This window comes from Kitasatospora sp. NPDC028961 (assembly GCF_055564815.1).
The window spans coordinates 395,824-408,683 of record NZ_JBVHVO010000004.1; the positions used below are offsets into that span (position 1 = coordinate 395,824).

Consider the following 12,860-nt stretch of genomic DNA (forward strand, 5'->3'; position numbering starts at 1 on the left):
CAGGAGGTGGTTCAGCGGTTGGTTGCGGCGTCCTGCCCGGTGAGTCTCCGGGCCAGCAGCTCGATCACCTCGGCGCTCCGGTCGGCGAGGAAGAAGTGTCCGCCGGGGAGGACCTCCAGCTCGGTCGCCCCGGTGGTGTGCTCCTCCCAGGCCCGCGCCTCGTCGATCGACACCCGCGGGTCGCTGTCGCCGGCGAGCACCGTCAGCGGGCAGTCCAGCCGCTGGTCGGGGTCGTGCCGGTAGCGCTCGATGGCGGTGTAGTCGCTGCGGATGGCCGGCAGGATCATCGCCAGGTTCTCCGGATCGGCCAGCATGAGCTGGCTGGTACCGCTCAGCGCCTTGAGCTCGGCCACCACGTCGGCGTCCGAGCCGGTGTGGACGTTCTCGTCGCGGTAGCGGGACGGCGCCCGCCGGCCGGAGGCGAACAGCCGTACCGGCGCCGGGAGTCCGGCCCGCCGCAGGCGCAGGGCCACCTCGTACGCGAGCACCGCGCCCATGCTGTGGCCGAACAGCGCCAGCGGCTTGTCGTCCAGGTGGCGCACCGCCGCGAAGATCTCGTCCGCGAACTCGGGGATGTTGTCGATGCCCGGCTCCTGGTGGCGCATCTGACGGCCCGGGTACTGGATCGCCAGCACCTCGATCCCCTTCGGGGCGAGCACCCGCGACACCGGGAAGAAGAAGCTCGCGGACCCGCCGGCGTAGGGCAGGCAGACGAGCCGCACGGTGCTCGTCGGCACCGGGTGGAAGACACTGACCCACTTCTCGTAGTGGGCGGTCGTCGCTTGGGCCATGCCGGATCTTCCCTTCGGGCAACGGTCCGTGGCGCGGCCGCGGGCCCACGCCGGAAGGCGGTGGCGGGCGGACTGCGCACGGGTCCCCGGATTCTTCGGGACGTCCGCACAGTAGGCCGGTCAAGACCGGTCGTGGTATCCCCCGATCTGATAGCCCGGGGCGGACGTTGACGCTTCACGCGGGTCGCGGTAGTAGTCTTCCGATGTTCCTGCCAGGGCTGTCGCGCCCCGTTGTCGCGCGCAGCCGCCGCGGCGTCCGAGCAGCGCCTGCGCGCTCCTCCGCCGTGTTCCCGCCGCCGTGCCCACCCGCCGTGCACCGGTCCGCACCGGTCCGCCGCCTCCCTGCGATGAGGGGTCCCTATGCCCAAGGTGTCACCGCACGAGCCCCCGACCGGCCCGACGGACACGGACGTGGTCGTCGTCGGCAACGGGCCGATCGGGGCCGCGCTCGCCGTCCTGCTCGCCCAGCACGGCTGGCGGACGACCGTGCTGGAACGCCGCCGGCGCCCGTACACCCTGCCCCGGGCGACCAGCTTCGACGGGGAGACCGCCCGGCTGCTCGCCGCCTGCGGGATCGGCCCGGACCTCGGCCGGATCACCGAACCGGCCTCCGGCTACCAGTGGCGGACGGCGGCCGGTGAGACCCTGCTGGACATCGAGTTCCGGACCCCGGGCCCGTACGGCTGGCCGGATGCCAACACCATGCACCAGCCCGCCCTGGAGGAGCTGCTGGCCGCCCGGACCGCGCGGCTGCCCGGGGTCACCGTGGAGCGCGGCCGGCAGGTCGTCGGGATCGCCGACCACGGCGACCGGGTCCTGGTGACGGCCGAGGACGAGGACGGCGCGGCGCGGACGGTCTCGGCCCGCTGGGTGGTGGGCTGCGACGGCGCCAACAGCTTCGTCCGGGACCACCTCGACGTCCCCGTCACCGACCTCGGCTTCTCCTACGAGTGGCTGCTGTGCGACGTCGAGCTGCGCGAACCGCGGGCGTTCGTACCGACCAACCTGCAGATCTGCGACCCGGCCCGGCCCACCACGCTGGTGGGCAGCGGCCCCGGGCACCGGCGCTGGGAGTTCATGCGGCTGCCGGGCGAGCGGGCCGCCGAGCTGAACCGCGAGGAGACGGCCTGGCGGCTGCTCGCCCCGTTCGGGGTCACGCCGGACACCGCCACCCTGCTGCGCAGCACCACCTACATGTTCCAGGCCCGGTGGGCCGACCGCTGGCGGGCGGGCCGGGTGCTGCTGGCCGGTGACGCGGCCCATCTGATGCCGCCGTTCGCCGGGCAGGGCATGTGCTCGGGCATCCGGGACGTGGTCAACCTGTCGTGGAAGCTGGACCTCGTGCTGCGCGGTCTCGCCGACGAGGCGGTGCTGGACACCTACACCGGGGAACGCCGGGCGCAGGTCAGGGAGTCGATCCTGGCCTCGGTCCAGCTGGGCCGGGTGATCTGCGTGACCGACCCGGCCGCAGCCGCGGAGCGGGACGCCACGGTGCTGGCCAACCGGCACGGCCGGGGCCCGACCCGGCCGGAGCCGGCCAAGCCCCTCACCGAGGGCCTGCTGTACGGCGGCGGGGGCGACGGACCGCTCAGGCCGGCCGGCGAGGTCGTGCCGCAGGGGGTGGTCGACGGGCCCGGCGGCCGCGGCCTGTTCGACGAGGTGGTCGGGCGCGGCTTCGTTCTGCTGCTCGCGCCCGGGGCGGACGCCCGGCTCGGCGCGGAGCGGCTCTCCTTCCTGGCCGGGCTCCGGGCGCACGTGGTGCGGCTGCTGCCGGCCGACCGGACCCGGGACGGGCGGGGGGACGCCGGCGCCGGGGAGTCCGGCGAGGTCCGGGTGGTGGACACGGACGGCGTCTACGGGGCCTACCTGGCCCGGTACGGGGCGAGCGCGCTGCTGGTCCGCCCGGACTACCACGTGTTCGGCGCGGCCGGCGAGCCGGCGGGCGCGGCCGCGCTGGTGGACGGGCTGCGGGCCGGACTGACGGCCGCCGTACCGGCGGGCGCGGCGGGCCACGGGGGCTGACGCGGCGACGGCCCGCCCGGACCGGCCGGTCCGGGCGGGCCGTACCGCGCCCTACTGCCCGCGGGCCAGCAGCACGGCGCCGCGCAGCGAGGAGAGCCCGCCCAGCCGGGCCGGGGCGACCGGCAGTGGGGCCAGGCCCGGCCGGGCGAGCGCGGCGAGGTGCTCGGCCGTCCGGTCGGCGAGTTCGGGGATCCCGGCCGCGAAGCCGCCGCCGAGCACGGCGAGCCGGGGGTGGAGCAGCTCCGCCACGCCCACGGCGGCTGCGGCCAGGGCGCGGCCGGTCCGGTCGAGTGCCGTGACGGCCCAGGACTGCCCGGTCCGCAGCCCCGCCCGCAGCTCGTCGAAGGTGACGGGCGCGCCGCGCAGCTGCCCGGCGCGGGCCAGGGTGGCGGGCCCGGAGGCGGTCGCCTGGAGGCACCCCCGGCGGCCGCAGACGCAGACCGGGCCGTCCAGTTCGACGACCAGGTGGCCGAGTTCGAAGGAGCCGTGCGCCGGGCCCGGGCAGAGCCGGCCGCCGAGCACGAGGCCGCCGCCGATGCCGGTGCCGACGCCCAGGTAGAGGAGGTCGGCGCAGGCCGCCGCCTCGGCCTCGGCGAGGGCCGCGAGGTCCCCGTCGTCCGCCCAGACGACGGCCGCCCCGGGGAACAGCGCCCGCAGCGCCGGGCCCAGGGGCAGACCGGTCCACTCCGGCCGGCTGGGCCAGGCGGTGACCCGCTCGTCCCGGCCGACGGTGGCGGGCATCGCGACACCGACGGCCCGGAAGGGCGCGCCCGACCGGGCCGCCAGCGCGGCGACGTGCTCGGCGAGCCGGGCCAGGTCGTGGTCGGCGTCGCGGCCCGGGCCCCAGGCGAAGGTGGTCTCCTCGGCCCGGCCCGTCGCCGACTCCGCCCGCAGGGCGACCTTGGTGCCGCCGACGTCGATGCCGAGGTAGCGCGGCGCCTCCTCGGCGTGCGCCGCGCCGCCGGGCCCCGGTGCCGGTCCGTTCTCGCCGGTCCGCATGGTGTGCCGCCTCCGCGCGGTCGGGTCAGCGCTCGCTGAGGGCCGGGCAGAGGGCGAGCAGCTCGACCGGGCGGCGCAGCACCACGTCGGGGCCGGCCGCGAGCAGCTCGGCCTCGTCCGGACCGGCCCAGAGGGCGGCGGCGGAGGCGACCCCGGCGCCGCGGGCGCTGGCCAGGTCGGTCGGCGCGTCACCGATCATGATGGCCTGGTCGGCGGGTACGTCCAGCAGTTCCAGCGCGCGCAGCACGATGTCGGGGGCGGGCTTGGGCCGGGCGACCTCGTCGGAGCCGATCACGTGGGCGAAGTACGGGAGCAGGCCCAGGCCGTCGAGCAGGGAGCGGGCCCGGTCGCCGGCCTTGCCGGTGGCCACGGCCATCCGCAGGCCCCGGTCACGGAGCTCCTGGAGCAGCTCGGGGATGCCGTCGAAGACCTGCACCTGGTGCGCGAGCCGGTAGCTCTCGCGGACGAAGGGCGCCTCCATCTCCAGCGGCAGGCCCATGATCCGCATGATGTCGGGGAAGTAGCGGCCCTGGTGGCGCTGGTACTCCTCGAAGGGCGCCGGGCCGCCGCCGACGATCTCGGCGTAGGCGATGGAGAACGCCTGGCCCATCACGGCGAAACTGTCGACGATGACCCCGTCCAGGTCGAAGACGACCGCCTGCCGGGGGTTCGCTGGTCTGTCCGTGGTCGTGGCGGACCCGGGTGCCGATGTGGCGGTCATGAGGTCCTCACCTCCTCGTGGGCGGCTGCGGGACGGGCGGATCGCGCCCGGCCGGCAACGCGGGCCGACTCGTAGAAACTCTCGATGAGCTGGACCGTGCCACGCGCCTGCGCGATGGCCCGGCCGCGATGGGCGGGGTCGGCCAGCAGTGCCCCGAGGCCGTCCAGTTGGCGCCGGTACTCGGCCCCGATCGGCTCCGCCGGCACGGCGATCCGACGGGTGGTGCCCTCCCGGGTCAGGGTCAGGACCGGCTCGGGCTGCCGGTTGGGGCTGAAGCCGAAGGTGCAGCGCAGTTCCGCGCTGCCGGCGCTGCCCTCGACCACGATCCGGGAGACGTCCAGGGCCTCGTGGGAGGCCCAACTGGCCCGCAGCGAGACGGAGATGCCGTCCTCGCGGACCAGGAAGCCGCGGGCGGTGTCCTCCACGTCGCCGGTGAGCGCGTCGGCGGGCCGGTCCTGGCGCCAGGCGGCGGACCAGGCGCCGACGTTGACGAAGTCGTCGGAGGTCGCGCCGACCACCTGGGCGAACTCGGCCGGCCCGACCAGGGCGGCCAGCGCGTCCAGCAGGTGCCAGCCGAGGTCGACCAGCACCCCGCCGCCGGCCGTGCTGCGCCGGGTGAACCAGCCGCCGGCCTTCGGGACGCCGCGGGCCCGCACCCACGACAGGTCGACGTGCCGCACCCGCCCCAGGTCGGGGACGAGCGCGGCCAGTTCGCGGACGTCGGCGCGGTGCCGGGCGGCGCTGCCGGCCAGCAGCATGCCGCCGTCGAGCTCGGCCCGCGCCAGGTCGTCCGCCTCGGCGGAGGTCAGGCAGACCGGCTTCTCCAGGAAGACCGCGAGGCCGCGCCGCAGCAGCGCCGCGGCCACCTCGGCGTGCAGGTGGTTGGGCACGGCGACGACGGCGACGTCGACGTCCTCGGGGTGGAGGGCGTCCACCGCCGCGTGGGCGGGGATGCCCGTCGCCTCGCCGACCGCCGCCCGCAGCGCCGGGTCAGGGTCGACGACGGCGACCACGTCGAAGTCCTCGTGCGTCCTGAGCCGCGAGAGCCAGAGCTCCCGGCCGGCCCAGCCGAGCCCGACGACGGCGGCGCGATGCCTCACAGGGCTGCCACTGCGTCGGCGACGATCGCGGCGGTGGCGTGCAGGGCCTCCTCGGAGGCGAGCAGGACGCGGTGGTGCAGCCAGACGCAGTCCCGGCTGATGGCCTCGGTGTTGGGGCAGCGCTCGGCGACCGCCTCCGGGGTCTCGTCGGGGGCGGCGGTCTCCCAGAACGCGTCGGTGCGGTAGATCGCGCGGAACGCGGCGAAGGCCGGCAGGCCGGCGTCGACCAGGCGGTCGACGAGCTCGTTGCGGCCCTCCTCGGAGATGCCGGGGATCCGGAACATCGCCATGTAGTGCGAGTTGCGGTCGGCCCGCGGGTCGCTGCCCTGGGGGACGACGCCGTCGATCGCGCCGAGCAGGCCGGACAGCAGGTTCCAGCGCTCCTCGCGCAGGTCGGTCTGGGCGTCGAGGCGGCGCAGCTGGGCGCGGAGCACGGACGCCGAGAACTCGTTGAGCCGCATGTTGGTGCCGGCGATCTGGTGGAAGTACCGGCGGTCGGTGCGCGGCCGGCCGCAGCTGTGCCGCAGGAACGCGGCCTCGTACAGCTCCGACTCGGGGAACAGCAGGGCGCCGCCCTCGCCGGCGGTCATCAGCTTGCCGTTCTGGAAGCTGAAGGCGGCCACCGAGCCGAGCTCGCCGACGCGCTTGCCCTGCCAGCGCGCGCCGTGCGCGTGCGCGGCGTCCTGGAGCAGCGGGACGCCGGTGGACTCGGAGAGCTTGCCGAGGGCGTCCATGTCCGCGATGAGCCCGGCCATGTGCACGGGCATGATCACCCGGGTGCGCGGGGTGATCGCGGCGGCCACGGCCGCCACGTCGATGTTGTAGGTCACCGGGTCGACGTCGACGGGGACGGCGACCGCGCCGAGCCGCTGGGCGGCCTGGGAGGAGGAGATGAAGGTGAAGCCCGGCACGATGACCTCGGTGCCCGGGCCGGCGCCCAGACACTGCAGCGCCAGCTCCAGCGCGTGCGTGCCGTTGGTGACCGCCAGGGCGTGCGGTGCGCCGTGGTGGTCGGCGAACTCGCGCTCGAAGGAGTTCACCTCGTCCCCGCCCATGCGCCACCACTGGCCCTGCTCCAGAGCGCGTATCAGGCCGCTCCGCTCGTCGTCGTCGTACTGCGGCCAGGAGGGGAATTCCGGTGCCGGTCGCGCGTTCATGTCTCTCCAAATCTCCGCTACGAACTGGTCTCCGCTTTTGGACGGCCTGGCGGGATTGAGCGGGCGGGGCGCGTGGCCGACGGAAGAGCGGAACAATGGCCCCTGGGATTTCACGCAAGGTATTGCGGCCTCACAGTAGGCGCCGCCCTCGGCGGCCCGCATCCCTCGTTCTGGTAGTCGTCGGCCCCGACCTGCCGATCACCCGTCAGCGCAGCCCGAAGAATGCGCGGTACTCGTCCACCTGACCGTTCAGCATGTGGATTCCGTGGTGGACGTCGAGCCCCAGGGCGGCCGCCAGCCGCAGCAGCGGCGTCTCCCTCGGTTGCATGATGATGTCCGCCACCACGGCGCCGGGCGCGAGGGCGTCCGGCCGGAACGGCAGCGGGTCGCCCGGGCGCAGGCCCAGCGGGCTGGCGTTCACCGCGATGTCGCTGTCGTGCAGGGGCGGTTCGGCCGAGGCCCGGACCCGGCCGGGCCAGTGCTCGGCCAGCCGTGCGACGAGCGCGGCCAGCCGGGGCCCGTCCGGGTCGGTGACGGCGAGCCGTTCCGCGCCCGCGGCGAGCACGGCGGCCGCGATGGCGCTGCCCGCCCCGCCGGCGCCGGCCAGCGCGACCCGGCGGCCGCGGACGTCGTGGCCGGCCCGCGCCAGGCCCGCGACGAAGCCGGAGCCGTCGAAGTTCTCGGCGAGCCAGCCGCCGTCGGGTTCGCGGCGCAGCACGTTGGCGGTGCCGGTGATCTCCACGGTGCGGCTGCGCCGGTCGGCGAGGCCGGCGGCGGCGGCCTTGTGCGGCACGGTGACGAACAGGCCGTCCAGGTTGCCGATGTGCTGCAGGCCGCGGACCACCGTGGCCAGGTCCCCCGGCCGGGCGTGCACCGGGACGAGCACCGCGTCGATGCCGAGCCGGGCGAACAGCGGGTTCAGCAGCCCGGGTGACTGCACCTGGGCGACCGGGTCGCCGAGGACGGCGTACAGCCGGGTGGCCCCGCCGATCGGCGGGCCGGGCGGGACGGCGGGCTGCGGGGCGTCGGTCATCGTGGCCTCCCGGGGCGGGGTGCGGTGCCCTGGGCGACCGTCGCCGCGAACATCTCCGCGACGGTGAAGGCGAGTTCCATCGACTGCTCGGCGTTCAGGCGCGGATCGCAGGCGGTCCGGTAGTTGCCGGGCAGCTCGTGCTCGGCGATCCCCCGGGCGCCGCCGAGGCACTCGGTGACGTCCTCGCCGGTCGCCTCCAGGTGGAGGCCGCCGGGGTGGGTGCCGAGCGCGCGGTGGACGTCGAGGAAGCCGGCGATCTCCTCGACGACGTGGTCGTAGTGGCGGGTCTTGTACCCGTTGTCCGCGGTGCGGGAGTTGCCGTGCATCGGGTCGCACTGCCAGACCACCTGGTGGCCGGAGGCGGTGACCTTCTCGACGATCGGCGGGAGCACCTCGCGGACCCGCGCGTGCCCCATCCGGCTGATCAGCGTCAGCCGCCCGGGGGTGCCGTGCGGGTCGAGCCGGCGCACGTACTCGACCGCCTGCTCGGGGGTGGTGCCCGGGCCGATCTTCACGCCGATCGGGTTGGCCAGCAGCTCCGCGAAGGCGATGTGCGCGTCCTCGGGCCCGCGGGTGCGCTCGCCGATCCAGAGGAAGTGCGCCAGTCCGCTGGAGTAGAGCGGCTCCGGCCCGTCGTCCGTCACCCGGAGCAGGGCGCTCTCGTAGTCCAGCAGCAGGGCCTCGTGGCTGACGTAGACCTCGCTCCCGGGCGCCGTCCCGCCGCCGGCTCCCGGGCCGGCCGGGAGGCCCAGGCCGCGGCCGATCTCCTCGGCCGCCGGCGCGTACCGGTGGCCCCCCGGCGCGTCGCGGACGAAGCGGAGGTTCTCGGCGTGCAGCGCGTGCGGGTCGCCCAGGCCGTCCCGGCGGAGCCGGCGGGCGATGGCCACCGTCCGCGAGGCCTCGGCGTGGGCCAGCAGCATCCGCTCCGGGTCCGGGGTGCGGGCGGCGGGCGTGGGTTCGACGCCGTTGACGATGTCGCCCCGGTAGACCGGCAGGCCGTGGGCGTCGACCTGGTGGGAGCGCGGCTTGGCGTACTGGCCGGCGGCCCGGGCGACCGGCACCACCGGCAGTCCCGTGGTGTGGGCGAGCACCAGGGCCATCCGCTGCAGCAGGCCGAGGTTGGCGCGCAGGTGCGGCTCGGTGTTGTCGGCGAAGGTCTCCGCGCAGTCGCCGCCCTGGAGCAGGAAGGCCTCGCCCCGGGCGACGGCCGCCAGCCGCTCGGCGAGCCGGGCGGTCTCGGCGGGCGTGACGATCGGGGCGGCGGCGCGCAGCCGGGCGACGACCTCCTGCGCGCGGGCCCGGTCCGGCCAGCCGGGCTGCTGCGCGGCGGGCCTGGCCAGCGCGGCGGCGAGGCGGTCGGCGAGCAGCCGTTCCGCCGGGCCGGTCCGCGCGGCCGGCGGGCCGCCGGGCGGCCGCCGTGGTGAGTACCTCATGACACCGCCGCCCCCGTCCCGGCGGGCCCGTCGGCGCCGTGCCCGACGAGCCGGGCGAGCGGCCGGCGCGGCATCCGCGCCAGGGCCTCCAGGACGGCCCGCTCGCGCACGTCGTGGACCAGTTCCGCGCCCGCCGGGCCGTCCAGGACGAAGGCCAGGCCGCTGAGGGCCTTCTTGTCCCGCCGCATCAGCTCGACCAGTTCGCCCGGCCGCACGCCCTCGGGCAGCGCGCCGGGCAGGCCGTAGGAGGCGACGACCGCCCGGTGCTCGTCCACCCGGGCCGGGTCGATCCGGTCCAGGACGCCCGCGAGCAGGCCCGCGAAGACCGTGCCGACGGCGACCGCCTCGCCGTGGCGCAGCGCGAAGTCGGTGGTCACCTCCAGGGCGTGGCCCAGGGTGTGGCCGTAGTTGAGCAGGTGCCGCAGTCCGGTGTCGCGTTCGTCGGCCGAGACGATGCCGGCCTTGAGCGTCACGCTGGCGGCGATCCGGTCCGCCAGGGCCAGCGGGCGCAGGTCGCCGGCGCCGATGAAGTGGCACCGGGCGATCTCGCCGAGGCCGTTGAGCATCTCGCGGTGCGGCAGCGTCGCCAGGTAGTCGGTGTCGCAGAGCACCGCGGCGGGCTGCCAGTAGGCGCCCACCAGGTTCTTGCCGGACGGCAGGTTGACCGCCGTCTTGCCGCCGACGCTGGCGTCCACCTGGGCCAGCAGCGTGGTCGGCAGGTGCACGACGGGCACCCCGCGGTGGTAGAGGGCCGCCGCCAGGCCGACCACGTCGGTGGTGGTGCCGCCGCCGCAGGAGACCACGGCGTCGGAGCGGGTCAGCCCGAACCGCACGAACTCCGCGCAGAGCGCCTCGACGGTGGCGAGGTTCTTGTCCGGCTCGCCGTCCCGGGCGGGCAGCAGCAGGGTCTCGACACCGGTGTCGGGCACCCACTGGGCGGGGCGCGCCGACACCACCGCCACCCGCCGGGCACCGAGCCCCCGGATCACCTCGGCCAGCGAGGAGCGCACTCCCGGGCCGATGAGCACGTCGTACGAACGGTCGCCGATGCGCACCGGAACTTGTTCTCTCACGCCGCTTCAACCTGTCCTGTAGAACGTCGAACGCCGACTCTTCGGTGGTGCGCCCGCGGTGGGGCCCCTGCTCCGGTGCCGCCCGGCCCGGATCCGCGCCCGGGGCCCCGGCGGCGGTCGGCCGCCGGGATCCCGGGCGTGCGCTGGACGTGCCCGGCCGTTACTGGCCGGTGGTCACCCGCAGGATGCGGGCCTCGGCCCGCTCCTTGCGGTCGTGCTCGTCGAGCTGCGGGTAGGACGGGCAGCCGAAGACCCGCTGGAACGGCGCGAAGGTGTCCCACTCCGGGCGCCGGCGCATCTCCTGGGCGACGGCGTTGTGCTCGCTCCAGAAGTCGCCGCCGATCAGCCGGATCAGGTAGCGCTCCAGCGCGTCGCGGGAGGTGGTCCGGCCGGCGTCGGCGGCCACCGAGACCAGCTCGCCGTCGTAGAAGGCGTGGATCAGCCGGATGTAGGTGTCGTACCCGGTCTTGAAGTAGTTCGAGTACTCCTCGATCAGCGCGTCGGCGTCCGCCGGGGACTTCAGCGCCGCGTCGAGGGTCTCGGCGGCGCGGGTGGCGGTGGCGGTCGCGACCAGCACGCCGCCGGAGAACATCGGGTCGCCGAAGCAGCCCGCGTCGCCGACCATCACCCAGCCGGGGCCGGTGACGGTGTCCGCGTGGTAGCAGTAGTCGGTCTCGATCTTGAGGTCCATGCTGGGCCGGGTGCCGGTGAGCCGCGCGGTGATCCGCGGCACCCGGTTCAGGTGCTCGTCGAACGCCGCCTCCGGCGAGCCCGCCGCCCGGAAGGTGTCACGCGGCATGACGGTGCCGACGCTGATGACCTCCTTGGAGATCGGGATCGCCCACACCCAGCCGTCGTTGTGCGCGCCGACCTGGATGTCGCCCTCGGCCCCGAGGTTGTGCTTCTCGTCGAGGCCCTCGTAGTGCCGGAACACCCCGACCATCCGGAGCTTCTCCAGCGTCTTGCGGAGCCCGAACTTGTTGGCGATCCGCCCGGACCGGCCGCTGGCGTCGATCACGTAGGTCGCCCGGACCTCGTGCTCCTCGCCGTCCTTCTCGTAGCTGACGCCGACCATCCGGTCGCCCTCCATCAGCAGGTCCTTGACGCCGGCGCCCAGGTGGACCTCGGCGCCCGCCTTGGCCGCCTCCTCGACGAGCATCGCGTCGAACCGGGCCCGCTCGACCTGGAAGGCGCGGTCGAAGCGCCCCTCGCCCTGCTTGCTGAAGTCCGCGCGGAAGACGCCCGAGAAGAACTTCTTCTCCGTCGGGTCGATGAATTCGCCACCGAACTTCGGGACGTATCCGCGGGATTCCAGCGCCTCGCGCAGGCCGATCCGGTCGAAAAGCCCCATCATGTAGGGCAGCAGGGACTCACCGATGTGGAAGCGCGGAAACTCGTCGCGCTCCAGGAGCACCACGGAATGACCCTGCTTGGCCAGGACAAAGGCGCTGACCGCGCCGGCCGGGCCGCCGCCGATGACAACCACATCGGCCGAGTTCTTCGCCATTGGATTCCCTTCCAGAATTGTCGTACATCGTCTGCGAATGGTGCTTTCGGGAGTGCTCCCGCCGGTGTTCCCGCGGGTTCTCCCGGCGGTGTTCCCGCCGGTCAGGGGAGGTCCCCGGACACGATCGTGCCGACGAGCACGCGGTGCTCGTCGTCGTCGACGACGGTGCGCACCCGCTCCCGTCCGTCCCGGACCGTCAGGTGCCGGCGGCCCTTCAGGACGGCCTGGCCGTCCTCGAACGCCCGGCCGTAGAGGACGCCCTGCATGTCCCCCTCGGGGGGCGGCGCCGGGTTCTCCCGGGCGCGGTCCTCCAGTGCCTTCCAGTCGCTCCACCGCCGGGGCAGCAGCTTGAAGGTGTAGACGACGCTCCAGCGGGTCACCCGCCCCCGGCGCTGCAGCGCCGTCTCACCGTCGCCCCGGTCCACCAGCCGGTACTGGCAGCCGTACTGGGTCTGCACCGCGTCGGTGACGAGCAGCGGTTCGAGGTAGGACGGCCCCGGGTAGCCCACGTCGACCAGCCACTCGGCGCCGTCCAGCGCCACCCGGACGAACATGTGCTCGATCTCGGTGCCGAAGTTCTCCCTGCCCTCGGCGGTACTGGCCGCCATCAGGGAGACCTCGTAGCCGAGGGTGCCGAGCAGCCGGAAGAACAGCCGGTTCAGCTGGAAGCAGGTGCCGCCCCGCCCCTCGACGACGGCCGTCTCGAACACGGCGTCCTCGTCGAGGTCGACCAGGTTGATGCCGTCGGTGAAGTCCTGGGCGGCGATGTTGTACGGGATCGCCATGAGATGCCGCTTGTGCAGGGTGCGCAGCGTCTCGATGTCCACGCGCGTCTGCCCGGCGCAACCGATGCGCCGGAGGTAGGCGTCCGCGTCGAACACGTCGTCATCTCCTCTCTTGTCCGCGAGCCGGATCCGGGCCGCTCGTTCGGGCCCGTTCAGTGGGGCGTTCGTCGGGTCGTTCATCGGAGTCGGTCATCGGAGTCGGTCATCGGAGTCGGTCATCGGCTTGTCGGCCGGGCCGC

Annotated in this window: 11 protein-coding genes; 1 reads left to right on the forward strand and 10 read right to left on the reverse strand. The window is 74.8% G+C overall.

Going from position 1 to position 12,860, the window contains the following annotated elements:
- Positions 1–11: 11 nt before the first annotated feature.
- Complete coding sequence (locus ACZ4UX_RS12020; RefSeq protein ID WP_329491278.1) at positions 12–791, reverse strand: thioesterase II family protein; 780 nt, start codon at positions 789–791, stop codon at positions 12–14.
- A gap of 360 nt (positions 792–1,151) precedes the next feature.
- Here ACZ4UX_RS12020 and mhpA point away from each other — a divergent pair, with 360 nt between their 5' ends.
- Positions 1,152–2,813 carry a bifunctional 3-(3-hydroxy-phenyl)propionate/3-hydroxycinnamic acid hydroxylase MhpA gene (gene mhpA, locus ACZ4UX_RS12025; protein ID WP_465706538.1) on the forward strand — a complete coding sequence of 554 codons (1,662 nt, stop codon included), beginning with the start codon at positions 1,152–1,154 and terminating at the stop codon, positions 2,811–2,813.
- 51 nt (positions 2,814–2,864) lie between these two features.
- Here mhpA and ACZ4UX_RS12030 read toward each other — a convergent pair whose 3' ends face one another.
- From ACZ4UX_RS12030 to ACZ4UX_RS12070, 9 genes are all read right to left on the reverse strand, one after another.
- Positions 2,865–3,812 carry an ROK family protein gene (locus tag ACZ4UX_RS12030; protein WP_465706539.1) on the reverse strand — a complete coding sequence of 316 codons (948 nt, stop codon included), beginning with the start codon at positions 3,810–3,812 and terminating at the stop codon, positions 2,865–2,867.
- Positions 3,813–3,837: 25 nt separating this feature from the next.
- Positions 3,838–4,533: an HAD-IA family hydrolase gene (locus ACZ4UX_RS12035; RefSeq protein WP_359807031.1), complete on the reverse strand. Its 696-nt coding sequence runs from the start codon at positions 4,531–4,533 to the stop codon at positions 3,838–3,840.
- Entirely contained in the window at positions 4,530–5,633 is a 1,104-nt protein-coding gene (locus ACZ4UX_RS12040) for a Gfo/Idh/MocA family protein (RefSeq protein WP_329491274.1), read from the reverse strand. Before ACZ4UX_RS12040 ends, ACZ4UX_RS12035 begins: the two co-directional genes overlap by 4 nt.
- Positions 5,630–6,790 carry a 3-amino-5-hydroxybenzoate synthase gene (rifK, locus tag ACZ4UX_RS12045; RefSeq protein WP_352294548.1) on the reverse strand — a complete coding sequence of 387 codons (1,161 nt, stop codon included), beginning with the start codon at positions 6,788–6,790 and terminating at the stop codon, positions 5,630–5,632. Before rifK ends, ACZ4UX_RS12040 begins: the two co-directional genes overlap by 4 nt.
- Positions 6,791–6,995: 205 nt before the next feature.
- Complete coding sequence (locus tag ACZ4UX_RS12050; protein WP_465706540.1) at positions 6,996–7,823, reverse strand: shikimate dehydrogenase family protein; 828 nt, start codon at positions 7,821–7,823, stop codon at positions 6,996–6,998.
- Positions 7,820–9,256, reverse strand: coding sequence for a 3-deoxy-7-phosphoheptulonate synthase (locus ACZ4UX_RS12055; RefSeq protein ID WP_465706541.1), 1,437 nt, complete (start codon positions 9,254–9,256; stop codon positions 7,820–7,822). The genes ACZ4UX_RS12050 and ACZ4UX_RS12055 overlap by 4 nt, the downstream gene beginning before the upstream one ends.
- Positions 9,253–10,329, reverse strand: coding sequence for a 3-dehydroquinate synthase family protein (locus ACZ4UX_RS12060; protein WP_465706542.1), 1,077 nt, complete (start codon positions 10,327–10,329; stop codon positions 9,253–9,255). The genes ACZ4UX_RS12055 and ACZ4UX_RS12060 overlap by 4 nt, the downstream gene beginning before the upstream one ends.
- Before the next feature lie 160 nt (positions 10,330–10,489).
- Positions 10,490–11,836, reverse strand: coding sequence for an NAD(P)/FAD-dependent oxidoreductase (locus tag ACZ4UX_RS12065; RefSeq protein WP_465706543.1), 1,347 nt, complete (start codon positions 11,834–11,836; stop codon positions 10,490–10,492).
- A 101-nt stretch (positions 11,837–11,937) separates the two neighbouring features.
- Positions 11,938–12,801, reverse strand: coding sequence for an arylamine N-acetyltransferase (locus ACZ4UX_RS12070; RefSeq protein WP_465706544.1), 864 nt, complete (start codon positions 12,799–12,801; stop codon positions 11,938–11,940).
- Positions 12,802–12,860: the final 59 nt, after the last annotated feature.

Excerpts from the sequence above, each read along its gene's own strand:
- ACZ4UX_RS12020 (WP_329491278.1), bottom strand. The coding sequence starts at position 791 with ATGGCCCAAGCGACGACCGCCCACTACGAGAAGTGGGTCAGTGTCTTC.
- mhpA (WP_465706538.1), top strand. The coding sequence starts at position 1,152 with ATGCCCAAGGTGTCACCGCACGAGCCCCCGACCGGCCCGACGGACACG.
- ACZ4UX_RS12030 (WP_465706539.1), bottom strand. The coding sequence starts at position 3,812 with ATGCGGACCGGCGAGAACGGACCGGCACCGGGGCCCGGCGGCGCGGCG.
- ACZ4UX_RS12035 (WP_359807031.1), bottom strand. The coding sequence starts at position 4,533 with ATGACCGCCACATCGGCACCCGGGTCCGCCACGACCACGGACAGACCA.
- rifK (WP_352294548.1), bottom strand. The coding sequence starts at position 6,790 with ATGAACGCGCGACCGGCACCGGAATTCCCCTCCTGGCCGCAGTACGAC.
- ACZ4UX_RS12050 (WP_465706540.1), bottom strand. The coding sequence starts at position 7,823 with ATGACCGACGCCCCGCAGCCCGCCGTCCCGCCCGGCCCGCCGATCGGC.
- ACZ4UX_RS12055 (WP_465706541.1), bottom strand. The coding sequence starts at position 9,256 with ATGAGGTACTCACCACGGCGGCCGCCCGGCGGCCCGCCGGCCGCGCGG.
- ACZ4UX_RS12065 (WP_465706543.1), bottom strand. The coding sequence starts at position 11,836 with ATGGCGAAGAACTCGGCCGATGTGGTTGTCATCGGCGGCGGCCCGGCC.
- ACZ4UX_RS12070 (WP_465706544.1), bottom strand. The coding sequence starts at position 12,801 with ATGAACGACCCGACGAACGCCCCACTGAACGGGCCCGAACGAGCGGCC.